Here is a 24,107-nt window from a genome sequence, read left to right as displayed (position 1 = left end):
GGGTGGTTGCCCTGTTGGGCTAGGGGATGATGAGGGTTTTGCCGCGGCCAAGACGGCCTTGGGCAAAGTCTTCGATTGCCTCGGGGGCACTGTGGAAACCTTGAATGAGGTCATGCGGAAGGGCGTTGAGCCCGTGAAGTGCCACGAGTGCTGCAGCCGTGTGGAGATTGGCCGTGGTGTAGCAGAACGTTCCGGTGATGGTGAGCTCACGGCGCACCAGATCACTGGCGGCAGGCAGCGTTCCGCCAGTAGCAAGGCCTGCCACGCAAATCGTGGAGCCCGGCACCATCAGGTCCATGACGGCACTGATGGTGCCGGCACTGCCGACGGTGTCGATCGCAACGTTCCAGCGCTGCTCGGGAATGTCTCCGGGAGCCAAGGCGCTCACGCCGAAGGCTTCGATGGCAGCCCTGCGCTGGGGGTCTGGTTCCACGACTGTGACGCTCGCGGCACCCAAGCTACGGGCCTGAAGGGTGCAGGCCATGCCGATCGCGCCTCCGCCGATGATGCCCAGGTGACTGCCAAACCTCACTGCGGCCCGTTCGCAGGCATGGACTCCTACAGCGATCGGCTCCACAAGCGCCAGCGCACGGGGATCCGGTTCGCCGGGAACAAGGATTGTTTGAGCGGCCTCCACCGCAACAAAACTCTGCAGCCCGCCGTCGACGTCCCGTCCCATCAGCTTGCGCTGGCCGCAAAGGCCACGGGAGCCCGTAAGGCAGTCCTGGCAGCTTCCGCACGTCAGGTTGGGGTCTACAGCTGCCTTCTGTCCAACGGACCTGAACTCCACGTCGGCCCCGACGTCCACGATCGTGCCGCCAAATTCGTGCCCAAGAACAGCACCTTTCCGGAGGCCGTCATGGTCGCCCCGCCAGATGCTGAGGTCAGTTCCGCAGACTCCAACGCTTTCTACACGAATCACCACCTGATCCGGACCCGGTGCAGGCCACCCGCTGTCTTCGACGTCGAGTTGCCCGGGGCCTGCCCACGCGACCCTGCGGCCCACTGTCGAGGTAATCATGAGACTGCCACCAGTTTGTCCGAGGGACGGCTGGTGCGCATGGCCGCGTCTGCTGCGCGCCGGCCAAAGACGAAACCAAACACGATGCCCCCCACATAACGGAGGTCCTGGGCCCCACCCGCGTCTGCTCCAGCTGCGAACAGTCCGGTGACCGGACGATTGTCGCGGTCCAGAACCTGGCTGTCACCGTTCACCCTCAGCCCGCCGAAGGGGATGGTGATGCAGGGCTGGAATTCCACGGCGCGGAACGGGCCCTTTAAGAGCGGGCTTGGACGCTGGGGAAGCGGTGCGTCCAGGCTGACGGAGTCTCCGTCGGATGCACGCTGGTAATTCTCCAGGGTTTCCACGAGGCCCGCACGGTCAACACCCCACGTAGCCACGACGTCGATGAGTTCCTCCAACGTGGCCGTTTCTGCCGTCCTGGCGCCGAGCTTGCGGGCCTCAGCGTGACGATCCAGGGCCATGCCGCTGGGGTACGGAACGGCCAAAGCCCGGGTCTGCTGGACTTCGTCGTCCCAGATGAGAACCCCTCGGCGTCCTGGTTCACGGACCACTGCCTGGTTGGAGACTTCATCACCCAACGATTCATCCGTGAATCTCCTGCCAAGCCGGTTGACCATGATTCCGTACGCGGAGAAATACAAGGTCAGCCGCAGGAACACTTCCGGAGATACAGGCAACGGGCTGGGCAGCGTGTGCCCATAGAAACCTGACAGGTGACGGCTGGCGGCGCCCCCGGCTGCGGCCCCCAAACGGAACCCATCGCCCACGGAGTTGGGATTGCTGCGGACAGCAATATCATCGGCACCATTGCCAATGAACTTCTGCTTTAGCTCCGGATCACCCTGGAATCCGCCTGTGGCCAAGAGAACGGCGCTACTGAGGACGGCGATACGTTCCCCATCAACCTCAAACGAGGCACCGGCCACAGCACCATCCTCAACGGTGAGTTCAACATCCTTCACACCCGTCAGAAGCCCACCACCGGTGGCTTCAACTTTTGCCGACCACGTGGAAATCAGCTCCTTGATGTCGATCTTGCAGGCCCGGCCCCATTCCAGATGGTCCAGCCATTCGTCGCTGACACTCACGCCGGCTTCACGGACATCCTGCACCGCCTGGTCATAGCCTTCAACCACCAACGGTCCAAGGACAGGATCCCCGTCCGGTTGGATGTTCCGTAGGACGTCAAGATTTGGGGCGGTCCAAAGAATCCCTGCCGACAAGGCGGCAGAACCACCAGGGACCGGGCCCTTCTCCAGGAGCAGCACCCTTCCCCCAAGGTCCACCGCACGGTTGGCGGCGGCCAGCCCCGCCGCGCCCGCACCAACCACGATCAGGTCGAAGGGTTGTGTAAGGTCGGTCATTGCATCTCTCCTTTGAGTTCAGTGGATAACGTTTGCCACTGTATCCACAAGGATTCAATTCGCAGTGGCAAAGGTTTACCATTACGCTAAAGGTGTCCGGATGCACCTGTCAAGCACTTCGCGGCGCGGCCACAGAACCATCACGGTGCCAGTTAGGCTTGGACGGTTGAATCCACCGAAGGAGTCTGGGAAATATGGCCACATTGCGGGAAGTAGCCGAGCTTGCCGCCGTTTCCGTGGCCACAGCCTCGCGGGTGCTCAATGGCTCAGCCCATCCGGTGTCCCGGGACATTCGCGAGAGTGTCCAATCCGCCGCCAAGACGCTGGGCTACACACCGAGCGCGGCCGCCCAGGCGTTGAAACAGCAACGCAGCAAAATCATCGGAGTCATCGCCAGCGACATCCTGGACCCTTACTTCGCCGAATTGACCCGGGGCATTGAAATAGAAGCCGCCAAGGCTGGATTTGTCACCATCCTGGCCAACGCCAACAGGGATCCGGAGCAGGAACGAACCAAGTTCCGCGTTCTCCGGGAGCATCAGGCCTCCGGGATTGTGTTCTGCGGCAGCGACATCGAAGGTTCCCCTGGAACGGCTGAATTGGCGAGGGAGGTCAATCTTGCTGTCAGGGCCGGTACCAGGGTGGTTGCGCTGGCCCCGCGTGGATTCGATTCCACCAAAATCGTCATCGACAACCATGCCGCGTCCTACGCATTGACCCGGTACATGCTCTCGCTGGGCCATCGAAGGATTGCGTTTATTGGCGGTATGCCCGGGCTGACAGCTGTGGAACAGCGCGTAGTGGGCTATCGCCGTGCGATGTTCGAGGCCCAGGCGCTTCCCATGGTGTTGGGAAGCGTTGGAATGCGTCAGGAATCCGGGCGCGACGCGGTGGCCCAACTCATCGGCGCGGGAGAACTGCCTGAAGCAATCGTGTGCGCCAATGACGAGATCGCCGTGGGTGTTTTGGCTGGCCTGTGGACCTCCGGCTACCGCATTCCGGATGATGTTTCGGTGGCTGGCATCGGAGGTACCAGGGGTGGGGCGGTCTTTGGCCTCACCACGGTTACCCTGCCGCTTGTGGAACTTGGCGGGATGGCCGCCGCCTACATCGCAGATGCCGGGCGTTCCCCCAAAGTCCCGGAAGCGCCGCAATTTGAGCTGCGGCCGGGCTCCACAACCGCAGTGAAGGATCCCAGCGGCTCAAGCAGGGGCTACGGCCGCGGCACCTTTTAGGTCACTACCCGAACAGCTCCCCCGTCAGCGGCGGCCGCGGGTCAGTCCGTAGCTCCAGTCCGGCAGGAAGTCCGGTGACCGTTCCGGACGAACCGGAGGCCTGAACAGTGATCCGCGAGCGCCCCAGCAGCACGTTATCGGCTTTGAAGGTACCAAAGGAGTCAGGGAGGATCGGGGCCAGATGGAGCACGTTACGCGTGAAATCTGGATCGAACCGCAGCAGGATCCTGGCGAGTTGTATGGGCGCCGCAGCAGCCCACGCCTGGGGGGAACACGCCGTCGGGTACTGAACCGGCTCCGAAAAGTCTGAACGGTCAAAGCCGCAGAAGAGCTCAGGGAGCTGACCGCCAAAGTGTTCGGCGGCGTCGAACAATCCGCTCGCAACCCGGCTGGCTTCCTTGACGAAGCCGTACCGCATGAGCCCTGTGGCCACCAGGGCGGTATCGTGCGGCCAGACCGAGCCGTTGTGATAGCTGACGGGGTTGTACGCCCCCATGTCCGACCCCAGGGTGCGGATGCCCCAGCCGGTGAACATCTCCGGTGACATGAGCCGCTCCGCCACCAGCGGCGCCTTGTCCTCGTCCACAATGCCCACCCACAGGCAGTGCCCCATGTTGGAGGTGCAGGAGTCCACTGGCTTCTTGTCCTTATCCAGCGCCAGCGCGAAATAGCCCTTGTCCGGGAGCCAGAAAGCCTCGTTGAAGGCGGCTTTCAGCGCTGCGGCGCGGTCTGCGCAACGGCGTTCGACGGCGGTATCACCCGCCGCCCGCGCCAGCAGCGACCGTCCCACGTAGGCCGCGTAAGCGTAGGCCTGCACCTCGCAGAGTGCCATGGGGGTCTCCGCCATGCGGCCGTCAGCGAAGTTGATGCCGTCCCAGGAGTCCTTCCATCCCTGGTTCACCAGCCCGTGCTTGTTGGGCCGTTGGTACTCAATGAATCCATCGCCGTCCCGGTCGCCGTATTTCTCCATCCACTCGATGGCCCGGTCCGCGTGCGGGAGAAGGGAGTCGATGATGTCCGCACCGAGCCCCCATCTGCTGAGCTCGCCGAGCGTGGACACGAACAAGGGTGTCGCGTCAGCGGTCCCGTAGTAAGCGGTGCCGCCCAAGGCAAGTCCTGCGGTGACTCCAAGCCGCACTTCGTGGGGGATGCGTCCGGGTTCTTCTTCAGAGTTGGCATCTACCTTGGTCCCTTGCAGCGCTGCCAACGTCTGCAAGGTTCCGGCGGCCAGATTGGGATCCACCATGAGTGACATATAGGAGGCCAACAGCGAGTCGCGGCCGAACAGTGCCATGAACCAGGGAGCGCCGGCCGCGACGGCGGCACGGCCCGGGTGTGCGGGGTCGAAGATCCGCAGGGAGCCCAGGTCGCGTTGGCTGCGTTCCAGGACATCCTCCACATTGGTATCCGTCACTGCTATCCGGGGAACGTGCTCTTCCCATTCCACATGGCGGCGGACGCCCGGGGTGTGATGCAGCGGGGTGGTCTCGGTAAAGGGATCGTTGGGTCCCTCGCCGTTGGTCAGCGGGAGGGCGATGATGCTGGTGGACCATTGGCTGCGCGCCGGGATGATGACGTGGAATGCCAATCCGTCCTTGGACACCTTGGCACCGGAGGCCCGGAATGACACTCCCCTGCGTTGACCCGTGGCGTGGACCGACTCGATGTGCAGTTCTTTCTTGTGCGCCGTTGTTACCGCTGGCGAAGATTTGCCCGTCCTGCCGCCCTTGACGTCGAAGAGGTCCGCCAGGTCGGCATCGAGCAACAACTCAAGGTGGCAGGGAGCTTCCTGCGATGAGTAGTTCCTGATGGTGATGTCGTCCCGCAGCCCTGACCCGACGTGCCGTTGGTGCTGAACCACCAGCGGGCTGTCGAACCTGCCATCAGTGGAGCACGCCCGGCCCACGTATTCGGCTTGGAATGCCGTGGGGTTGCGGGCCACCAGCGGTTCCCGCAACGCCCCGTTGACCCGCAGGATCCAACGGGACACTATCCGGGTGTCCTGGTAGTAGGCACCCTGGGAACCGCCGCCGTGGATGTCGCCGGAATGCGAGGAGATACAGAAGGAGGAACCTTCGACGACGGTGACGGCACCCACTTCTGACGCGCCGGCTTCGGTGTCTTCATTCCAGGCGGTCATGTCACACTGAACCTTCTTCCACCAGCGTCCCGGCTGGCTGTCTCGGGTTGTTCAATCACAGGTTGTTCGATCACTAGTTGTTTGATCACAGGTTGATGGGAGCTTGCCTCTGATTCTGGTGCACGTTGGCGTCGTCGGAAAGGCCTTTGACGTTGAACTGATCGATGACCGCGGAATAGAGCCTGAGGTGGTCTGCGGCCATTCGTGCAGCGTTGAAGTATTCGTCCACTGATCGCCGGCAGTCAGCACGGTTGAGTGTGCGGGCTTCGTTGACAAGATGGGCGAGTTGGTCCGTCCCACCCAGGTATCCGGTGACGCCATCGGTGATGATTTCCGGCGCCGCTCCCATACGGGTGGCTACCACCGGTGTGCCGGTGGCCAAGGCCTCGATCATCACCAGCCCGAACGGTTCATGCCATTGGAGGGGGTTGAGCAAAACGGTCGCTTCACCCATCAGCTGGAACTTCTCCGGATCGGACAGTTCACCCAGGAACTCCTCGTTGGGGCCCAGCATCGGTTCAATCACCTCACCGAAGAACTGCTTCTCCTCGGGGGCGTGCATCTTGGCTGCAATCCGCAGGGGCATTCCGGCCGCCCGGGCAACATCGATCGCTTCAAGGAGCCCTTTGTCGGGACACATCCGGCCCACAAAGCACGCATATCCACCCTGTCCTGCACCTACGGAGACGGTGGAAGGATCAAGGCCGTGGTGGATCACCGCTGCTATGGGCAGCTCGGGGACCCGGCTGTGCTGGTCGTGGGAGATGGCAAGCACAGCAGTGTCCGGGGCCATGTCGCGGTACAGCTCAATGGCCCGCGGAAACAGCGGTCCATGGATGGTGGTAACCACTGGCACGCAGGGTGGTCTATGCGCGTAGAGGGGACCCACAAGAGTGTGGTCGTGGATGATGTCAACGTCATGAAGTCCCCGGTAGGCCTTGATCACGTGGGCCAGCTCGCTGAGGCTGCTCCCCAGTTCTTCGGGTCTGCTGGCTTCGAAGCCTGGAAGGTGTGGAACGGGGCAGCTGCTGTCCGCGGTGGTGGCCAGGAGAACCTCATGTCCCGCGTCCACCAATGCCCGCGCCAGGGCGTCCACAACGCGTTCGGTTCCGCCGTATCGTTCCGGTGGGACGGTAAACCAGGGTCCAACAATGAGTCCTATGCGCACGTTGTCAGCCTCCGCGCAAAACCCCCAGTCCGAGGGCTGGCTTCATAACCCTTTCCAAGAGTATGGGGCTGTCCCCGGGAGGGCAACGGGTGATGAAAATAACAGCCGTGTAAGGAATGGCCGGCCCGCTCACCCGGTTGGAGAAAGCATGAAGATTGAGATCTGGTCAGACGTCGCGTGTCCTTGGTGCTACATCGGCAAGCGCCGTTTCGAGACCGCCCTGGCACAGTTCCCGCACCGCGATTCCGTGGAGATCGAGTGGAAGAGTTACCAGCTGGACCCCACCGTCCCGGAGCACTATGACGGCACGGAGCTGGACTACCTGAGCAACCGCAAGGGCATGGCTCCGGAGCAGGTCAAGCAGATGTTCGCCCACGTCACGGAGACGGCAAAGGGCGAAGGTCTGGACTACCACTTCGACAAGGTGGTGGTGGCCAACAGCTTCACCGCTCACCGCCTCATCCACCTCGCCGCTGCCCACGGCCGCCAGGACGCCGTCAAGGAGCAGCTGCTCAGCGACCACTTTGAGCACGGCAAGGACATCGGCAACCAGGACTACCTCACCGGACTCGGCGCCGCACTGGACCTCCCGGAAGATGAAGTGGCTGAACTCTTCACCTCGGACAAATACACCGAGGAGGTCAACCAGGACATCAACGAGGCCCGCGCCATCGGCGTCACCGGCGTCCCGTTCTTCGTCATCGACCGCAAGTACGGCATCTCCGGCGCCCAGCCCGCAGATCTCTTCAGCGAGGCCCTCAACCAGGCATGGCAGGAAGCGAACCCGCTGATCCCGGTGGGCGCCTCTGACGCTGAGGCCTGCGGCCCGGACGGCTGCGCGGTCTAAGCAGCCCCCGCCGTCGGGCCTTCCCGATTGCAGGCATAAGCACGCCAAAGGCGGGCAGCTTCCCCAGCTGCCCGCCTTTCGCGTACGGCGTTAGCCCTTCACCACATCAAGCTCGACGACGGCCCAGGACAATGCGGGAAGCGTCAGGCGGAGTTCGGAGCCAGTCGCCTTCACACCGTCCAGAGCGGTCAGGCCAACGCGGCCCGGCTGATCCTGGGTGTTGATGGTCAAGCGGTCGCCACCCTCAGGGATCTCCAGGACCTCAGCGCGGATCACCTGGCGGGCGTCGAAACCACGCAAGGCAACCTCGACGTCGGCGGCTTCTTCCAGCCCGCGGTTGGCAAAGAACAGTGCCAGCCTGCCCGTTTCTTCATTCCAGGTTGCGCTGACGTCCACCAGATCGGTGTCTCCAAAGCGGCTGTTCGAGTACTTGTCCGAGTCCACCGAAAGCCGCAGGATCTGGCCCTTGGCGAGCTCGGCCATGCGCGCGAACGGGTGGAAAATGGTCTGCTTCCACGCCGGACCGTTCTCCTCGGACAAGATGGGCGCAATGACGTTGACCAGCTGCGCCTGGTTGGCGATTTTCACGCGGTCACCGTGGCGCAGCAGCGAGTTGAGCAGCGTTCCCACCACCACGGCGTCGGTCACGTTGTACTTGTCCTCAATCACACGGGGGTGCTCACGCCAGCCGGCCTTGGCCACGTTGTGCGGCTGATCCTCAGTATCCAGGCCGCGCTGGTACCAAACGTTCCACTCATCGAAGGACAGGTTGATGTGCTTCTTGTGCTTGCCCTTGGCCCGGACGGCGTCCGCGGTGGCGATCACTGACTCAATGAAGTAGTCGGTGTCGACGGCGGAGGCCAGGAAGCTGCCGACGTCGCCGTCGTGTTCCTGGTAGTAGGCGTGGAGGGAAACGTAGTCCACCTCGTCGTAGGTGTGGGTGAGGACGGTCTGCTCCCACGCGCCGAACGTTGGCATTGAAGAGCTGGAACTGCCGCAGGCCACCAACTCAAGCGAGGGGTCCACGAAGCGCATGGCCTTGGCGGCTTCCTGCGCCAGGCGTCCGTACTCGTCGGCGGTCTTGTGGCCGATCTGCCACGGCCCGTCCAGCTCGTTGCCCAGGCACCAGAGCTTGATGTTGAACGGGTCCTTGTGGCCGTTCTTGGCACGGAGGTCTGACAGATAGGTTCCGCCGGGGTGGTTGGCGTACTCCACGATCTCGCGGGCAGCGTCCACTCCCCTGGTGCCCAGGTTGATGGCTTCCATGATTTCCGTGCCGGCCTGCTTGGACCAGTCCACAAACTCGTGCAGGCCAAAGGCGTTGGTCTCCACGGTGTGCCAGGCCCCATCCAAGCGGCGCGGCCGGTTTTCCACGGGGCCAATCCCGTCTTCCCAGTTGTAGCCGGAGACGAAGTTGCCGCCGGGGTACCGGATCACGGTGGCGCCGAGTTCCTTCACGAGCTTCATGACGTCCTGCCGGAAACCGTTCTGGTCGGCCTCCGGGTGCCCGGGTTCGTAGATGCCGGTGTAAACACAGCGGCCCATGTGCTCCACGAAGGAGCCGAAGAGTCGTCGGGGTACCTCGCCAATGGTGAAGTCGCGGTCGAGGGTGATGCGTGCGCGGGACATGTATCTCCTTGGTTGTGTTCTGAAACTTTGGTTGACAAAAGAGGCGGCCGGTCAGGTTCCGGCAAGTCCCGTCGTCGCGACGCCTTTGATGATTTGGCGCTGGAAGAACAGGAAGACGACAATCAGCGGCAGTGCCGCAAGCAGGGCGGACGCCATGTTCTGCGCGTACTGGATGCCGTAGGCGCTCTTGATGGTCTGCAATCCGACCGGGAGGGTCAGCAGGTTGCCGTCGTTGGTGGCGATGAACGGCCAGAGGAAGTTGTTCCAGGCGCCGATGAACACAAAGATCGCGACGGCGGCCAGGATGGGCCGGGACAACGGCAGGATGATTTGGGTGAAGATCCGCAAGCGGCTGGCACCGTCCATCACGGCGGCTTCCTCGAGTTCACGCGGGATCTGGTCGAAGAACTTCTTCAGCACGAACACCATGGCCGGGTGGATGACCTGCGGCAGGATGATGGCCCACGAGGTATCGATCAGGTTCAGCGCCAGCATTTGGTAGAACAACGGGATGATCAGCACGGGCGGCGGGATGATGATGGACGCGATGATCACCGTCATCAGCACCTTCTTGCCCTTGAAGTCGATCCTGGAGAGCGCGTACGCAACCAGCGCCGAAATCACCAGCGTGATGGCCGTGATAGCTGCCGAGGTGTAGAGCGAGTTCCACGTCCAGAGCGGGATGTTGCCGTCCTGGAACACCTTGACGAACGCTTCAGGTGTGAAGCCCGACGGCGGCAGCCAGGTGACGTCCGGAGCCGCGGCATCCGTCTCGGTTTTGAAGGCGGTGGCCGTGGCCCAGGCGAACGGGATCAGCCAGAGCACCGCAATGAAGGCAGCGACGACGATAGCCGCGATCCTGCCGACCGTCAGCTTCTGGCGCGGTTGGCGGATCGTGAGGCTATCCGCGGTAGTGGCAGGTGGTGCGGGACGGGTCAGGGTAGGGATTGCCATGGTTATGCACTCCTGCGGCGGGTGATGACGAACTGCATGACCGAGATGACCACGATCAGTCCGAAGAAGATGTAGGAGATGGCTGCCGAGTAACCCAGCCGGTAACCGGTGAACCCGGTTTCGAAGATGTACTGGACCACAGGCCGGGTGGACCCACCCGGGCCGCCAGCGGTCATCTGGTACACCTGATCGAAGATCTTCAAGGACGCCAGGATCTGCAGCAGCACGATCATGACGGTGGTGGGGGTGAGCTGCGGCAGGGTGATGGAGAAGAACTGCCGCCAGGCGCCTGCACCATCGAGCGATGCCGCCTCATAGTGCTGGGCCGGAATGTTCTGCATCGCGGCCAGGTAGAGCAGGAAGTTGAAGCCCACGGTCCACCAGAGCGTGGCGATGACGATCGCCCACATGGCCACGTTGGGATCATTGAGCCAGGCAACCCTTGGGAGGCCGATTCCTGTCAGGAACTCATTGATCAGGCCCAGCTGAGGGTTGTACATCCAGGTGAAGAACAAGGAAACCACCGTCGAGGCCAGCAGGTACGGCGCAAAGTAGGACAGTCGCCACAGCCACTGGGCCGGCAGCCCGATATTGAGCAGCGCGGCCATGACCAACGCGACGAGGACCAACGGGACCGTGCTGATCACCGTGAAGTAGAGGGTGTTGCCCAGGGAACGCCACATATCGTCGTCGGCCAGGGCTTCGGCATAGTTCGCGAGGCCGATCAGGCTGTCGTTTGCGCCGGTGAGGGACTTGCCCGTGAGGCTCATGTAGAAGCCGTAGACGATGGGCCACACCAGGAAGACGAGAAAGAAAACAAGGAACGGGGCGGCGAATCCCCAGCCGCTCAGGTTGCTCCGGGTGCGGCTGGTGGGTTTGCGGAGAGTCTCCGGCCTGGGCCGGGACAGCGTAGAGGTACTCATTCAAGAACTCCTTTGGTCACTCGGTACAAGGGCCGGTTAGACCGGGTTGGGACGGGAGAGGAGGGTGTTGGTGCGTTGTTCGAAGGCATCCCATCCTGCAGCTGCCTTGTCCCTTCCCAGAAGGACGTTCTGGACGTTCTCCGCGAAGTAGGTTTGCCAGTCCGAGCCCGAACCGCTGAACCAGGATTCGGGGTCGTAGGCGATGATGTCCGCCGCGTTGGCGTAGTTAATCTGGGGCGTGAGTTCGCGGTAGGCCTGTGACTGGACCACGGGCTGGTATCCGGGGATGTGTCCGGCCTCAGCCCAGGACAGCGATCCTTTGAGGACATCGGTGACGAACTTGTAGACGTCCCTGCGTTTGTCCTCGTTCAGCGTCAGTTGGCGCGGGAGGACAAAGGAATGCGAGTCCGCATAGGAGGCGGGTGTCCCGTACAGCGTGGGAATGGTGGCCGCATCAACGGGGATTCCGGCCTTCTTCATGGTGGGCAGTTCCCACACCCCGCTGAACAGCATGCCCGATCCGCCGCGGGCAAACTCCGCGATGCCCGTACTGATATCCCCCGCCTGGGCGGCGATGGTGTCATCAAAGAGGGAGGCCATGAACTCCAGCGACTCAATGGCCGCTTCCCGGTCCACCTTCATGGGCTGTCCCGGCGTCAGTTCCATGTCAACACCGTGCTGCTTGTAAAGGGTGTAGAACAGGCGCCACATTTGCGAACCGCTGCCGAGGTACCCGAAGGAGAGTCCGTGGGCCTTGGTGACCTTCTGCATTTCCAGGGCCATGTCTTTGAACTCTTCCGGCGAGCCCACCTCCTGAAGCTGACCGTTGGTCCCCAGGACACCCGCTTTGCCGGCCACGTCAGTGTTGTAGAACATGACGAACGGGTGCGAGTCCAGTGCGATGGAGAAGACCTTGCCGTTATGCTGGCTCTTCTCCCAGATCCTGGGGGCAAAGTCCGCAGCGGTGACTCCGTTTTCCGCCAGCAAATCAAGGTCCCACGGCTCAATGAGTCCTCCCGGCGCGTAGCCAGGGACCCGGCTGGCGTGCATGATGGCCACCTCGGGCGGGCGGCCTCCCGCCGATGCCATGGCCAGTTTGGTGTAGTACGGCGGCCCCCAGGCGAGCACTGTGGGGTGCACCTTGAATCCGGGGTTGGCCTGGTTGGCTGCGTTGATCATGGCCTGCATCTTGATGCCATCGCCGCCGGACAGGAGGTGCCAAAAATCAATATCCTGCACGGAGGCAGCCTGCGCGGCGCCTCCGCAGCCGGTGAGGCCTGCGGCCAGGAGTCCTCCTCCAAGGAGGGCTGATCCTGTCATTAACTGTCTCCGGGACAACTGTTTCCCGGTCAAAGATTCAAACTGCTTCACCCGTCACTCCTTTGGATGGGTCCGCTGAAAGGTCACTGCTGTGTTGCTCAAAATCCGGCTCCGGCGCGTCCCGCACTGGGGCTGATGGTGGGCCCTGGGGTGACGCAGGTCTCACATTACATCGATGTAATAGGCGGAGCAAGAGAAAATTGTTAGCGCACACAATTTGATCGATGACTCTCGGCTCAAGCTTTCGGCCGCAACAAGCTAAGCCCGCGTGCTGTCCCGTTCAACGATGCTGAAATCAACGCTGACTACCCGCTGGGCGGAGCCCCTGTCCCCCATGCGTTCGGTCAGCAGGCGCAGAGCCTCCCTGGCGATGGCGCGTTTGTCGAAAGAGACAGTGGTCAGGGATGGAACCGCATAACGACCATCCGCAATGTCGTCAAAACCTGCCACTGCAATGTCCTCAGGAACGCGCAAGCCCCGCTTCCAGAGCACACTGAGGGCACCAATAGCCATGGAATCGGTGAAGCAGAACAAGGCCTCGGGAACAGGGTTCTTGTCCAGGAAGGCACCCAGCGCTGTGGCCGCGGTTTCCGGGGTCCACTTCTCACACGGAATCAGCAGCGACTCATCCCGGGGAAGGCCCAGGATCTCTAGCGCATCTTCATACCCCTGGGTGCGCTGAATGGCTGCCGCAGATCCGCGCCCCTGAGTGGTGCCCAACACGGCGATGCGCCGGCGTCCGGACCTGGCCAGAGCCAGGGTCATCTCCCGCGCAGCCGCAAAGCTGTCCACAAACACGCGGTCAGCCAACTGCTGCGAGACCTCGCCCAGCAGGACCACCGGCGGCAGCGCCACGCCAACCTTCACGGCACTCTCGTCCAGGACCACGGGGTTGAGGATCAGTCCGTCAATGAGGTTGGACCTCGCCCGGGTCATCAGCTCCTGTTCGCGCTGTGGATCCGAGCCCGTCTCTTCGATCTGGACGCTCCATCCTTGCTGGTGCGCCACCTCCACAATGTGGTGGGCCACCTCTGCCGAGAAGGGAGTTGCCAGGTCCGGCAGGGCCAGGCCAATGACACCGGAGCGGCCATTGCGCAGGCCTCGGGCGGACAGGTTGGGGACGTAATCCAATTCGGCCATGGCCTGCTCCACCCGCTCCCGGGTAGGGCCACTGACCGGCACGATGCCATTCATGACGTTGGAGACCGTCTTGGGCGATACCCCTGCGCGGCGCGCTACGTCCTTGACCGTTGCGCGCAACACGCCCCCTCGATGCTTCTTGACCGGTTTTCCTTGATGCTACGCGAGTTTTTGTCCAGATAATGCCCTCGAAGAGCCCCCTTAAGGGCGTCAGCTGTACAAAAACCCGCGATACTTGGTGACAGATCGCTGTAAAGTGTCTATATGCCCAGGATCACGGCCGCCACGAACGCTGCCCAACGCGCCGAGACCCAACGTCGGATTTTGACCGCGTTTGGAGAGCTCCTCTTCACCCACGGCCTTCCCGGCCTCACCATGACGGACGTCGCCCGCCACGCCGGTGTTGGCCGGACAGCGGTCTACAACTATTACGCAGACATGGAACAGCTGCTCATCGCCTATGCCCTGGATGAGACCGAACGCTTCATTGTTGACCTCCGGGACTCGCTGGCAGCGCTGGGGAATCCTGTAGACCGGTTGGCGCTGTACGTCCGCACCCAGGTAGAGGACCTGAGCCGCCGGCACCTGCCTCCAGGACCGGCAATGGCCGCCGTCCTCTCTCCCGGCTCCTTCGCGAAGCTCGCGGACCACGTTGGCGACCTCAACGTCCTGCTCCAGGACATCCTGCAGGACGGCGTCCAGCAGGGCTACCTTCCGGACATCGACGTCGCCCAGTTGGCGCGGCTCATTCACGGAACGCTCTCGGCCAGTGCCGCACGACGCAACAAAACGCCCGACGGCGAGACTCCCCCGCCTGCCCCGGCCTCCGACGTCGAGGCCCGCACTGAACAAACAGTGCGCTTCATCCAGTTGGGCGCGGGGGCCAGGTTCGATGAGGCGGGCCGGCCTGTCCGGCTGGACGCGCCGGCCCACGACGCACCGGCACAGGACGCCCCTCACCAAGAAGCCCTGGCCAGCTAGCGTTACTGCCCTGCCGGGAGCGTGGGAACGATGGGCCACTTGGAGTTGTCCGCGATCCGCAGGTCTTCGCGCGGGCACAGCAGCTTGCCTGGGGTCTGGTCCACCAATTGGGGTTCCACCAAGCCCTCATAGCCCGGCGTGAGGATGACATCCACGGATTCGTCCTCACGGTTGTCCTGGAAGTAATCCGTGCCGGCAAGGTTGCGCTGGACGTTGAACGCTGCAGCCTGCCCCTTGACTCCGGAAACCACCACACCCACTCCCGAGTAGGCAGTATCACTGTTGTCCACCGAGCCCACCTTGAAGCCGCGGGCCGTGAACTGCTCTGCAACGGTGCCTGCCAGTCCCCCTCGGGACGTGGCGTTGAAAACGTTCAGGGCCACAGTCTCGTTGGGGACGTAGTCGAACGTGGTGGTGGGGCAAAGGCTGATGGGGGCCTTGCTGGCGATCGCGGTGGGCACCTTGATCACGCCGTTCATGATGGCCCAGGCACCTACGGCGCCAGCGGCGATCACGCCTACCAGCAGCACCAGGACAATTCCGTGGAACAAGCGGCGCCCGAACCGGCCCTTCGGGGCCCGGGCGTCCTCGGCAAACGTTGCCCTCAGTTCCGGCCCTGTGACCACATGGTGGCCGTGGAGCTGCGTCACATCCTTGGGACGCTTACGTTTTTTTGGCGTGGCCGCGTCCTGCTCCGGACCGGCCAGCCTAGCCATCGATCACCAATACACGTGCGTGGATCGCAGTCCTCTGGTGGAGTGCTGTGCGGACGGCCCGGTGGAGCCCGTCCTCGAGGTACATGACCCCCTGGTACTGGACCACGTGCGGAAACAGATCGCCAAAGAATGTTGAGTCTTCTGCCAACAGTGCCTCCAAATCCAGGGTCCTTTTGGTGGTGACAAGTTCGTCGAGGCGGACAGGGCGCGGGGGCAGGGAAGCCCAGTCCCGCGGCGCGGAGTATCCATGGTCAGGGTACGGGCGTCCCTCGCCCACAGCTTTGAAGATCACCCTGCAAGCCTAGGGAAGATGCCGCGCTAACGGAACTTGTGACCCGCGGCACAGGCAGGTTGTAGCCAAAAGGTGACTTACCTTCCTATGGCGTCACAGGCGTCATAGCTGTGAAGGGAACCGCAGGGACTGACAGAATAGGGGCATGACTCAACCGCTCCAAGGTTCCGCCCGGACCTCTGCCCACTCCACGCCCGCGTTGGCGTTGCTGCTGGACGTCGATGGCCCCATCGCCAGCCCTGTGACGCGGGACGTCAAACCGGACATCATTACGGACCTGGTGGCCTTGGCTTCGGCCGGCATCCCCGTCATCTTCAATACGGGCCGCTCGGATGCGTTCATCAGCGAGCAGGTCATGGAACCCATGATTGCCGCCGGAATGCCGGCAAACACCGTCATCCACGCCATTTGCGAGAAAGGCGCGGTCTGGTTCAGCTACACAGCGGAAGGCCCCGGCCCCATCCACGTGGACCACGATCTCGCCGTGCCCACGGCCTATGGGGACGATATCCGCCGGTTGGTTGCCGAGGATTACTCCGCCCACATGTTCTTCGATGAGACCAAGCGCGCCATGGTCTCCGTGGAGCAGCACCTGGAAGTGGCCAGCGCGGACTACCTTGCTGAGCAGAAGCTCTTCGACGCCGATGCCCTGGAGATCATGGGCCGCCACGGCCTGAACGCCGCCATCCTGGACCACCACGTGCCCGAATCCGACGACGCCGCAGACTACCGCCTGGACCCCACCATCATCTCCACGGACATCGAGTCTGTCCGCCTCGGTAAGGACCTCGGCGCCAGCCGCGCGGTTGAACTTCTGGCCGCCCAGGGCATCACCCCGCTCGCTTGGCGGACGGTGGGTGATTCCCGCACGGACTACGCCATGGCAGACTGGCTTCACCACAACGACCACGATGTGAAGCATGTGGACGTCCGGCCCGCAGACGGCGTACCGGTGAAGCCCTACACCATCCTGACGGCAGCTGACCTGGAACTGGCGGACGACGTCATCCATGACGACGCCGGCGGGGCCTTCCTCCGCAGCTGGCGCGAGGCCCTGTCCATCTAAGTTCCTGACCATCCGCACCCCACGATCCCGGAGAAAAAGCCATCACTCAAGCACAGGTCGATCCGATTTACCACGGCAGCCCATCCGTTGAAGAGGACACAATTGCCGAGGCAGTCTCGCCTGCCGTCGTTGCGCATCTTAAGCACAGGTCCGACGTCGTCCGTCACCGCGGGCGCTACGCCCTGGTCAACGCTGATCTCACCCCGCAACAGGCCATGGTGTCCGATCTCCTGGCTGTCCGGGCCGCGTTGGACGCCGCAGGTGTCGATTTCATCCTGGTGCGCGGTAATGACGAGAGGCCGGTCATCGCCGTCGACTGGGAGTCGCGGAAGGTGGTCCGGGAGGCGCTGGTGTCAGCGTTCCGGAATGAGCCCTTCTACTCCATGACCGTTGACGCGAAGAAGAAAACCTCAGTACTGGTGGCTGACGGTGAGCTGAGCGCCAACCGGAAATCCCGCATCTTCCGCCTGTACCGTCCCCGCGTGGAGACCGGCGGCGGACTCTGGTACGGGCCGGCCCTGGGTGTGCAGCTTGAGCTGTGGAGGTTCGAGGGCGATCACCTCGAGCTCCCTGTAGAGAACTCCCTCACCCGCCGCACCATGCTGCGGCAGGATGCGGTGCGCGGCACGGTCCAGCGGCATGGCCTGACATGGCCCACCATCGAGAATATGTTTGCCGATCATGCCAGCGACATCGACTTCGACGTGGATATTGTATTTTCCTGGGTGGATGGCAGCGACCCCGAGTACATCGCCAGACGGCGCGCCCAGCAGGCAGAAACCGTGCTCGGCGAGGGCGACGACCATGAGGCCCGCTTCCGCCAGATCAACGAGCTGAAGTACGCCCTTCGATCCGTGCACATGTTTGCGCCGTGGATCCGGAGGATCTTCATCGCCACGGACTCACCCGCACCTTCCTGGCTGGCTGACCACCCCTCCGTGACCATCGTGCGCAGCGAGGAGTTCTTCGCGGATCCGTCGGTGCTGCCCACCCACAATTCGCAGGCCGTTGAATGCCAGCTCCACCACATCGACGGGCTCTCCGAACATTTCCTGTACTCCAATGACGACATGTTCTTTGGCCGTCCCGTGGGTCCGGATATGTTCTTCACGCCCGGCGGCATCACCAAGTTCATCGAAGCTGATACCCGCATTGGCTTGGGCGACAACGACGCCGAGCGGAGCGGCTTCGAGAATGCGGCGCGCGTCAACCGCAAGCTGCTCTGGGAGCGATTTGGCCGGATCACCACACGGCACCTCGAACACACCGCGGCTCCCCTGCGGCGCAGCGTGGTGGCACGGATGGAAAAGGAGTTCCCGGCAGAATTCGCCAAGACCGCCGGCAGCCGCTTCCGTGCGGCCGACAACATCTCGGTGACCAACTCCTTCTACCACTATTACGCGCTGCTCACCGGACGTGCGGTCACGCAGACCACCGCCAAGGTCAGGTACGTGGACACCACCATGTGGGCGGGACTTCATTACCTGCCCAAGCTTTTGGCCAAGCGTCACATGGACTTCTTCTGCCTCAATGACGGCAGCTTCCCTGAGGTGGAGTCCAACGAACGCGCCGAGCTGGTGACCGACTTCCTGGAGAAGTACTTCCCGGTGAAAGCTCCCTGGGAGAAGTAGTCAGGGCACCCGGGGCGAGGTAAGCGGCAGGGAAGAAGTATGGGTTCCCGGGGACGTATGGGCCCCCACGCGGGACTCGTGCGGGATGCGGATGCCGGCTTCTGCCAACCGTCGCTGCACCTCGGCTGCGTCCAGGGGCTCGCCCACGGTGACTCCGCCGGACATTGGAACCACCGAATGCACAATCGTGTGCTCGTATACGTGGATCATGTTGTACGATTGCGCGCCGTCCCGCCCCCGCTGTCCGCCTGCGCGGACCCCAAGGTCCTGTGTGTAACACGTTGCCGAGGCGACCGATACCGGGATGCCGGCGAAGCCCGCCGTCGTGGAGTAATGCAGATGGCCGCCCAGGATGGTGCGGACGTCCGTATTACGGACGACGGCGGCCAATGCGGCTTGGCCGCGCAACTCCACCAGGACAGCGAGGTCCTGAACGCACGGGACCGGTGGGTGGTGCAGCGCCAGGATGGTGCCGTCCGGGGCAGGGGTGGCCAGTTCCGAGGCCAGCCACTCAAGCTGGGCCTCCGACAACTCACCGTAGTGGTGGCCCGGAACGGTGGTGTCCAGGGTGATGATGCGCAATCCGTTGACGAAGTAGCTGCGGTCCACGGGGTCATGCGGCCTGCTGGCCTCCGATGAGTCCACGAAAGCGGACCGGAAGTTGGCACGGTTGTCGTGGTTGCCCATGGCCCAGATTGCCTTGGCTCCGAGGGCGTCGCAGACGGGTTCGATCATTTCGCGGAGCCGCTTGTACGCTTCGAGTTCGCCCTTGTCAGCCAGGTCTCCGGTGAAGATGATGGCCTCGGGCCTGATCCGGGAGGCGATGATCTGGTCGCAGATCTCCTGGAGCCTGGTTGCGCTGTCCACAGAACCATAGAGCGTTCCCGGACCACCCACCAGGTGAAGATCACTCAAGTGCAAAAGCACATGACCTGGTTTGGGGTACTCGGCCTCGATGAGCTCCATGGCTGCCTTAGCGTTTGGTGGGAGACGGCGTCTCCCGTATCAATCCAGTAGGGCCAATCCAACCAGACAACAAGCCAACAACTGGCGAATTTCCGGCGGAATGTTGGAAAATTACTTTCCTCCCTTCGAAATCGATGGCTTTAGGCAAGCGCCTTTTCCACTGCTTCTACCAAGTCTTCGGAGTCAGGCTCCACTGCGGATGGGAACCTTGCGACGAGTTCACCGCCCCGGTTGATGACGAACTTCTCAAAGTTCCATTTCACCTTGGCGGGCTGCCCGTCGCCGTCCTGGGTCAGCTCGGCGAAGAGGGGATGCTGCTGCTTGCCCAGAACATTCGCCTTGGTGGTCAGCGGGAAGGACACCCCAAATTTCCGTTCACAGAATTCGGCGATTTCCTGGTCAGCTCCGGGCTCTTGCCCACCGAATTGGTTGCAGGGCACACCAAGGATCTCAAACCCCTGCTCGCGGTACTTGCCGTACAACTCTTCCAGGCCTGCGTATTGGCGCGTGTAACCGCATTCGGAAGCGACGTTGACCACCAGGACCGCTTTGCCCTCGAAGCGGCCGAAATCAGCTTCGGAGCCATCGTTGAACGTGAGGGGAATGCTGTACAGGCTGGTCATGGGATCGCTTCCTGACGACGTCGGCTGGCGGGGTTGCCGCCATCGAGCTTACGGGAGCTGGCGTGGGCCGCGAAACCTAGGGCGAAGGAATGATGAGCGTGGACAACGGCACGATCACACCGTCCGGACGCTTGACCAGGTCCGGGGCTATCAGGATGTATCCGGGCGGAAGAACCACGGCTGGGAGCGTTGAGGGCAGGACGGCCGCGGGCGTGGTTGGCAACGCCGGGGCCACGGGCGCCACCGGAGTCGTCGCCGGAGCAACCGCCTGCGTGACGGCCGGTGCCGGCGCGGGTGCCACCACAGCCGGAGCAGGTGCCGCAGGTGCTGGTGCCACCACGGCGGGAGCAGGAGCGGCGGGAGCAGGTGCCGCAGGTGCTGGAGCGACTGGAGGCACGACGACGGCGGCCGGCGCCGGTGCCGACGGCGTCGTTACGGCTGGTGCAAGGGTAGTCGCCGCCGGGGTCGTGGCCGTCGGAGTTGGCGTAGAGGTGGCTGTAGGCGTTGGTGTCGCTGTGGCCGATGGCGAGGGCGTAGCGGTCTGCGTCGGCGAGGGCGTAGCGGTCTGCGTCGGCGAAGGAGTCGGCGTTGCTGTCGGAGTGGGCGTTGCAGTCGGAGTGGGCGTCGCCGTAACGGAAGGTGAGGGCGACGCCGTCGGGCTCTGTGGTGGCGTCTGCGTGGCAGGCGGTGTGGTGGTGGTCGGGGTGCTTCCCGGCGTGGCCGGCGGAACCACCACGGGCAAGGCCACGGGTTCCTCGTGTTCGCCACCGATGACGGCGCGGTTGGTGCCGTCGGCCACCGGCACGGCCCACTGTGGCGCTGCCGAGGTCCCGGATCCGACGCCCGGCTGGTAGTTCACCATGGCGATGGTCTGCAGCGGATCAACCTGCCGCATGGGCAAGTAGGTCCAGCCGTTTGGATTGGTGTGCAGGCCGTTCACGATCGTCTCGAAGTGCAGGTGGCAGCCCGTGGACCAGCCAGTGGTCCCAACCTCGGCGATGACCTCGCCTACGCGAACGGATTGACCCTGCGTGACGCCGATGGCCTGGAGGTGGTTGTAGGTGGTGACCAGGCCGTTGCCGTGTTCAATTTCCACCCTGTTGCCGCCGCCCCAGATGTGCCAGCCGACTGCCCTGACCACGCCGGCGTCGGCAGCGTAGACGCGCGTTCCGCAGGCGGCGGCGTAATCCTGGCCCCAGTGGAATTCGCCGGCGAGGCCCGTCAATGGGCTGTAGCGGTAGCCGTACGGCGAGCTCGGGTTCAGGACCTCAAGAGGTGCGTAGAGGCTTCCAGCCGGCGGCCGGGACAGGCTGGCGGACGCTACGGTGAGACCAGTGGAGCCGTCTTTGCTGACACTGCGCACCATGGCGCGGTCGAAGTAGACCATGGGGGTGCCGGCGGTTTGTTCCGGTGGTTCCAGGGTGGGGTCGATCACCAGGGTTTCAGCCTCTGGTGGCACCAATGTGCCCAGGGAGGTTGGCCCTACGAAGCCCTGCGCCAACGCTCCGTTGATCGATCCAGTGGACGCGGCATTGAGGGGCTGGAAGCCAAACGCGAAGAAAGCCAGAACGGCGAGGCCTCCCGCGATGAAAACGCGTCGGAAACCTTCGGTGCGGATAAGGTCAACTACCCGGTCTGATTCATGATGCTTGCCCACGAAACACTCCCCAAAGCCAGCGGCACCAAACCCCAGCCTGGCGTGCAAGCACCATTGTTGCGGGAATCAGATCAGAAATAAAGTCCTCCCGGGTGCCATCTGCCGAAAGGTTGGCTCAGTATTGGATCAAGATTCTTGAGGAAAATTCCGGGTCGCCTGACATCGGCAAAGTTACTCGACGGTAACCATCACCGACTGCCAGCCCGAGGCTCCGTCAGGTACGGGGTCGGCGCGCTTGTCCGTCTGGACTTCACCGGTGCTGTCGGTGGCGCGGGCCTTGACGTAGTGCATGCCTGGAGTGGCATCCCATTCATAGGACCACTGGCGCCACGTAACGGTGGATGCTTCATCGGAAAGCGTTGCTTCCACCCACTCGCCGTCGTCGATCTGGACTTCCACCTTGGTGATTCCTCGCGTCTGCGCCCAAGCGGTTCCGCCCACAGCAACCTTTCCTGCCTTCAACTTCGCGAAGGACCCAGGCACGTCCACACGAGCCATGGTCTTGATGGGGCCGCGTTCTGACCAGCCGCGCTCGGTCCAGTAAGCCTTGCTGTCCGCGAAGCGGGTGACTTCCAGGTCCACCACCCATTTGGTGGCGGAGACGAAGCCGTACAGTCCCGGAACCACCATCCGTACGGGGTATCCGTGTTCTATGGGAAGGGGCTCCCCGTTCATGCCGATCGCCAGCATGGCATCGCGGTCATCCTGCAAGACCTCCAGCGGAGTGGAGGCGCTGAAGCCGTCGATGGACCGTGAGAGGACCATGTCCGCGCCGTCCTTCGGTTTGGCCCTGGCCAGGACATCGCGGATGGGCATGCCCAACCACTTGGCGTTTCCGGCCAGCTTTCCGCCCACCGGGTTGGAGACGCAGGTGAGAGTGACGTGCGATTCGATCAGATCCGCGTCCAGCAGGTCCTGGAAAGTGAGGGTGACTTCTTCCTCAACCATTCCATGCACCCGCAGTACCCAGTCTTCGACGTTGATTTCCGGGACACTCAGGGCGGTATCAATGCGGTAGAACTCGTTGTTAGGCGTCAGCCAAGAGGAGACTCCTGTCACCGGGGACTGGACGCCGGCTGGAACAGGGGGCGCAGCCTTCACAGGCGACGGCAGTGTGAGGGCGTCGCGGGCCTGCGCTATGTTGTTGCGCGCCGCTCCGAGCAGCCGCCCGCCGGTCGCCGCGATTCCGGCAGCTACCGCGGTGATCCCAGCGGCAGCGAAGAAACGACGGCGGCTGGTGCCGGCGCCCCCAACCTGGGCGTCGGCGTCGGCTGCTACGTCGGCGGGGGCTTCGGGCCACGCTTTCATCCTCCACAACGGCCGCATGAGACGACGCAGGACAATGAGGCCTGCAATGGTTCCCAGCACGGAGGGGATGGCATCGGCGGGCCCAACCCCGGCACGGGTCAGGACGGCGGCCACAATCACCGCACCCATGAACAGCACACCAAGGACGCCCAGAGCCCACTTCTTGTAAGCCACTACCCCCAGAACGCAGGCCAGCACAGCGATCGTCAGGCCCATGCCCACAAACAGCGCAGCCTTGTCGTTCGTGCCGAACGTGGCGATCGCAAAGTCCTTCATCCAAGGCGGCGTGAAGTCGATGAACGTGGACCCCAGCGCGAACACCGGGGTTGCCCTGGCGGTAAAGAATGCGCCTACAAGTTCCGCAACGGCGAGCACGACGGCGGCCGACACCACGCCTGCCAGCGCTGCCATGCTGTGGGTGCCTTTGGTCCGGAGTCCGAGCTTTTTCATGTCAGTGATTCGTAGCGGCCGGGCGCAGGGATGGGTGCAATCTCCCTCACGGCCCGGCGCTTTGATGGTCGCGGAAGCCAGAGCACCCTACGCAGTCCCGTAGCGGGCGCTCCACGGTTCCTGAAACGGTCTGCGCTTGTCCGGCAGGTAGCCTGAGGTCACTGCGCGAGCGACCGGGGAACTCCCCGGTCAGCCCAGGTTTTCCTTGAGCAGCGCGCGGTGCTCCACGGCGGCGCTGGAGTGCAGCGCCCGTCCCGCTTCGGTGAGTTCCAGGAAGAGGGAGCGGCGGTCATCCACGCAGGTTTGGCGGGACACCAGGCCGGCCTTTTCCAGGCGGTCAACCACCTTGGAAACAGCGCTTTGGGTCATGGGTGTGCGCTCCCCCAGGGCCTTCATACGGCACGCCGACTCTTCACTGTCAGCCACAAGATCAAGGATTTCGAACTCGTTCAGGCCGATGTCGAATTTAGCTTCCAAGGCGCGGTCGATCGCTCCTGCGGTACGGAAGTAGGAGTCCTGGATGCTGCGCCACTGCTCAACCAATTCGCGGTCATGCAGCTGGCGGTCACGCGTCGTTGCCATGTCCCGATTCTAGTTCATGACGCCGTTGGAATCCATGTCATAAGATGACGCGTCATATTCCTTGTCATTGAATGACGCGTCATATACATTG

The 24,107-nt window shown here is 63.1% G+C and carries 21 protein-coding genes; 5 read left to right on the top strand and 16 right to left on the bottom strand.

Annotation, left to right across the window (positions count from 1 at the left end):
• Window positions 1-19: 19 nt before the first annotated feature.
• Together BMY91_RS18840 and BMY91_RS18835 are read right to left on the bottom strand one after the other, a co-directional pair.
• Window positions 20-1,021 (bottom strand): zinc-dependent alcohol dehydrogenase, encoded by a 1,002-nt coding sequence (locus BMY91_RS18840; protein WP_090824711.1) that lies wholly within the window; start codon window positions 1,019-1,021, stop codon window positions 20-22.
• Complete coding sequence (locus BMY91_RS18835) at window positions 1,018-2,388, bottom strand: FAD-dependent oxidoreductase (RefSeq protein WP_090824709.1); 1,371 nt, start codon at window positions 2,386-2,388, stop codon at window positions 1,018-1,020. Before BMY91_RS18835 ends, BMY91_RS18840 begins: the two co-directional genes overlap by 4 nt.
• Window positions 2,389-2,582: 194 nt before the next feature.
• Between BMY91_RS18835 and BMY91_RS18830 the strand changes: the two genes are divergently transcribed.
• Complete coding sequence (locus tag BMY91_RS18830; RefSeq protein WP_090824707.1) at window positions 2,583-3,623, top strand: LacI family DNA-binding transcriptional regulator; 1,041 nt, start codon at window positions 2,583-2,585, stop codon at window positions 3,621-3,623.
• A 4-nt stretch (window positions 3,624-3,627) separates the two neighbouring features.
• Here the strand turns inward: BMY91_RS18830 and BMY91_RS18825 are convergent, their stop codons facing one another.
• Together BMY91_RS18825 and BMY91_RS18820 are read right to left on the bottom strand one after the other, a co-directional pair.
• Window positions 3,628-5,763 carry a glycogen debranching N-terminal domain-containing protein gene (locus tag BMY91_RS18825; RefSeq protein WP_090824705.1) on the bottom strand — a complete coding sequence of 712 codons (2,136 nt, stop codon included), beginning with the start codon at window positions 5,761-5,763 and terminating at the stop codon, window positions 3,628-3,630.
• A gap of 85 nt (window positions 5,764-5,848) precedes the next feature.
• Window positions 5,849-6,931, bottom strand: coding sequence for a glycosyltransferase family 4 protein (locus BMY91_RS18820; protein ID WP_090824704.1), 1,083 nt, complete (start codon window positions 6,929-6,931; stop codon window positions 5,849-5,851).
• A gap of 148 nt (window positions 6,932-7,079) precedes the next feature.
• On the opposite strand from BMY91_RS18820, the gene BMY91_RS18815 reads away from it, so the two are divergent.
• Window positions 7,080-7,778 carry a DsbA family oxidoreductase gene (locus BMY91_RS18815; protein ID WP_090824702.1) on the top strand — a complete coding sequence of 233 codons (699 nt, stop codon included), beginning with the start codon at window positions 7,080-7,082 and terminating at the stop codon, window positions 7,776-7,778.
• A gap of 90 nt (window positions 7,779-7,868) precedes the next feature.
• On the opposite strand, the gene BMY91_RS18810 is transcribed toward BMY91_RS18815, so the two are convergent.
• The 5 genes from BMY91_RS18810 to BMY91_RS18790 form a co-directional block, all read right to left on the bottom strand.
• Complete coding sequence (locus BMY91_RS18810; protein ID WP_090824700.1) at window positions 7,869-9,407, bottom strand: arabinosylfuranosidase ArfA; 1,539 nt, start codon at window positions 9,405-9,407, stop codon at window positions 7,869-7,871.
• 51 nt (window positions 9,408-9,458) lie between these two features.
• Window positions 9,459-10,361, bottom strand: a complete 903-nt coding sequence (locus BMY91_RS18805) for a carbohydrate ABC transporter permease (protein ID WP_090824698.1) — start codon at window positions 10,359-10,361, stop codon at window positions 9,459-9,461.
• 2 nt (window positions 10,362-10,363) lie between these two features.
• The gene (locus tag BMY91_RS18800; protein ID WP_090824696.1) at window positions 10,364-11,284 is read right to left on the bottom strand and encodes a carbohydrate ABC transporter permease; all 921 of its coding nucleotides are present in this window, start codon (window positions 11,282-11,284) and stop codon (window positions 10,364-10,366) included.
• A 36-nt stretch (window positions 11,285-11,320) separates the two neighbouring features.
• Window positions 11,321-12,655, bottom strand: coding sequence for an extracellular solute-binding protein (locus tag BMY91_RS18795; RefSeq protein WP_090824694.1), 1,335 nt, complete (start codon window positions 12,653-12,655; stop codon window positions 11,321-11,323).
• A gap of 207 nt (window positions 12,656-12,862) precedes the next feature.
• Entirely contained in the window at window positions 12,863-13,864 is a 1,002-nt protein-coding gene (locus BMY91_RS18790; RefSeq protein WP_090824878.1) for a LacI family DNA-binding transcriptional regulator, read from the bottom strand.
• Between the two features lie 144 nt (window positions 13,865-14,008).
• Here BMY91_RS18790 and BMY91_RS18785 point away from each other — a divergent pair, with 144 nt between their 5' ends.
• Window positions 14,009-14,725, top strand: a complete 717-nt coding sequence (locus BMY91_RS18785; protein WP_090824692.1) for a TetR/AcrR family transcriptional regulator — start codon at window positions 14,009-14,011, stop codon at window positions 14,723-14,725.
• A 2-nt stretch (window positions 14,726-14,727) separates the two neighbouring features.
• Here the strand turns inward: BMY91_RS18785 and BMY91_RS18780 are convergent, their stop codons facing one another.
• Together BMY91_RS18780 and BMY91_RS18775 are read right to left on the bottom strand one after the other, a co-directional pair.
• Window positions 14,728-15,375, bottom strand: coding sequence for a LytR C-terminal domain-containing protein (locus BMY91_RS18780; RefSeq protein ID WP_090824876.1), 648 nt, complete (start codon window positions 15,373-15,375; stop codon window positions 14,728-14,730).
• Between the two features lie 58 nt (window positions 15,376-15,433).
• Window positions 15,434-15,733 carry a type II toxin-antitoxin system VapB family antitoxin gene (locus BMY91_RS18775; RefSeq protein WP_090824690.1) on the bottom strand — a complete coding sequence of 100 codons (300 nt, stop codon included), beginning with the start codon at window positions 15,731-15,733 and terminating at the stop codon, window positions 15,434-15,436.
• A 145-nt stretch (window positions 15,734-15,878) separates the two neighbouring features.
• On the opposite strand from BMY91_RS18775, the gene BMY91_RS18770 reads away from it, so the two are divergent.
• Together BMY91_RS18770 and BMY91_RS18760 are read left to right on the top strand one after the other, a co-directional pair.
• Window positions 15,879-16,799, top strand: a complete 921-nt coding sequence (locus tag BMY91_RS18770; RefSeq protein ID WP_090824688.1) for a Cof-type HAD-IIB family hydrolase — start codon at window positions 15,879-15,881, stop codon at window positions 16,797-16,799.
• Between the two features lie 41 nt (window positions 16,800-16,840).
• On the top strand, window positions 16,841-18,430 hold the full coding sequence (locus BMY91_RS18760; RefSeq protein ID WP_175538732.1) for a stealth family protein: 1,590 nt from the start codon (window positions 16,841-16,843) through the stop codon (window positions 18,428-18,430).
• Here BMY91_RS18760 and BMY91_RS18755 read toward each other — a convergent pair whose 3' ends face one another.
• The 5 genes from BMY91_RS18755 to BMY91_RS18735 all read right to left on the bottom strand — a co-directional run bounded on the left by BMY91_RS18755 (window position 18,431) and on the right by BMY91_RS18735 (window position 24,016).
• Window positions 18,431-19,396, bottom strand: coding sequence for a phosphodiesterase (locus BMY91_RS18755; RefSeq protein ID WP_090824682.1), 966 nt, complete (start codon window positions 19,394-19,396; stop codon window positions 18,431-18,433).
• 140 nt (window positions 19,397-19,536) lie between these two features.
• The gene (locus BMY91_RS18750; RefSeq protein WP_090824680.1) at window positions 19,537-20,019 is read right to left on the bottom strand and encodes a glutathione peroxidase; all 483 of its coding nucleotides are present in this window, start codon (window positions 20,017-20,019) and stop codon (window positions 19,537-19,539) included.
• A gap of 76 nt (window positions 20,020-20,095) precedes the next feature.
• On the bottom strand, window positions 20,096-21,676 hold the full coding sequence (locus BMY91_RS18745; protein ID WP_177179956.1) for a M23 family metallopeptidase: 1,581 nt from the start codon (window positions 21,674-21,676) through the stop codon (window positions 20,096-20,098).
• Window positions 21,677-21,847: 171 nt separating this feature from the next.
• A complete protein-coding gene (locus BMY91_RS18740) occupies window positions 21,848-23,434 on the bottom strand; it encodes a molybdopterin-dependent oxidoreductase (protein ID WP_256212828.1) in 1,587 nt (528 codons plus the stop codon).
• A gap of 189 nt (window positions 23,435-23,623) precedes the next feature.
• A complete protein-coding gene (locus BMY91_RS18735) occupies window positions 23,624-24,016 on the bottom strand; it encodes a MarR family winged helix-turn-helix transcriptional regulator (RefSeq protein ID WP_090824677.1) in 393 nt (130 codons plus the stop codon).
• Window positions 24,017-24,107: the final 91 nt, after the last annotated feature.

This window comes from Arthrobacter sp. yr096 (assembly GCF_900108925.1).
Lineage (GTDB): Bacteria > Actinomycetota > Actinomycetes > Actinomycetales > Micrococcaceae > Arthrobacter.
The sequence above is the reverse complement of the archived record's forward strand: the minus strand, read 5'-3'. Positions and strand labels throughout refer to the sequence as shown.

Bases quoted from the DNA above. Each gene is read 5' to 3' on its own strand.
- BMY91_RS18840 (WP_090824711.1), bottom strand. From the start codon at position 1,021: ATGATTACCTCGACAGTGGGCCGCAGGGTCGCGTGGGCAGGCCCCGGG.
- BMY91_RS18835 (WP_090824709.1), bottom strand. From the start codon at position 2,388: ATGACCGACCTTACACAACCCTTCGACCTGATCGTGGTTGGTGCGGGC.
- BMY91_RS18830 (WP_090824707.1), top strand. From the start codon at position 2,583: ATGGCCACATTGCGGGAAGTAGCCGAGCTTGCCGCCGTTTCCGTGGCC.
- BMY91_RS18825 (WP_090824705.1), bottom strand. From the start codon at position 5,763: ATGACCGCCTGGAATGAAGACACCGAAGCCGGCGCGTCAGAAGTGGGT.
- BMY91_RS18815 (WP_090824702.1), top strand. From the start codon at position 7,080: ATGAAGATTGAGATCTGGTCAGACGTCGCGTGTCCTTGGTGCTACATC.
- BMY91_RS18810 (WP_090824700.1), bottom strand. From the start codon at position 9,407: ATGTCCCGCGCACGCATCACCCTCGACCGCGACTTCACCATTGGCGAG.
- BMY91_RS18805 (WP_090824698.1), bottom strand. From the start codon at position 10,361: ATGGCAATCCCTACCCTGACCCGTCCCGCACCACCTGCCACTACCGCG.
- BMY91_RS18800 (WP_090824696.1), bottom strand. From the start codon at position 11,284: ATGAGTACCTCTACGCTGTCCCGGCCCAGGCCGGAGACTCTCCGCAAA.
- BMY91_RS18785 (WP_090824692.1), top strand. From the start codon at position 14,009: ATGCCCAGGATCACGGCCGCCACGAACGCTGCCCAACGCGCCGAGACC.
- BMY91_RS18770 (WP_090824688.1), top strand. From the start codon at position 15,879: ATGACTCAACCGCTCCAAGGTTCCGCCCGGACCTCTGCCCACTCCACG.
- BMY91_RS18755 (WP_090824682.1), bottom strand. From the start codon at position 19,396: ATGGAGCTCATCGAGGCCGAGTACCCCAAACCAGGTCATGTGCTTTTG.
- BMY91_RS18750 (WP_090824680.1), bottom strand. From the start codon at position 20,019: ATGACCAGCCTGTACAGCATTCCCCTCACGTTCAACGATGGCTCCGAA.
- BMY91_RS18740 (WP_256212828.1), bottom strand. From the start codon at position 23,434: ATGAAAAAGCTCGGACTCCGGACCAAAGGCACCCACAGCATGGCAGCG.
- BMY91_RS18735 (WP_090824677.1), bottom strand. From the start codon at position 24,016: ATGGCAACGACGCGTGACCGCCAGCTGCATGACCGCGAATTGGTTGAG.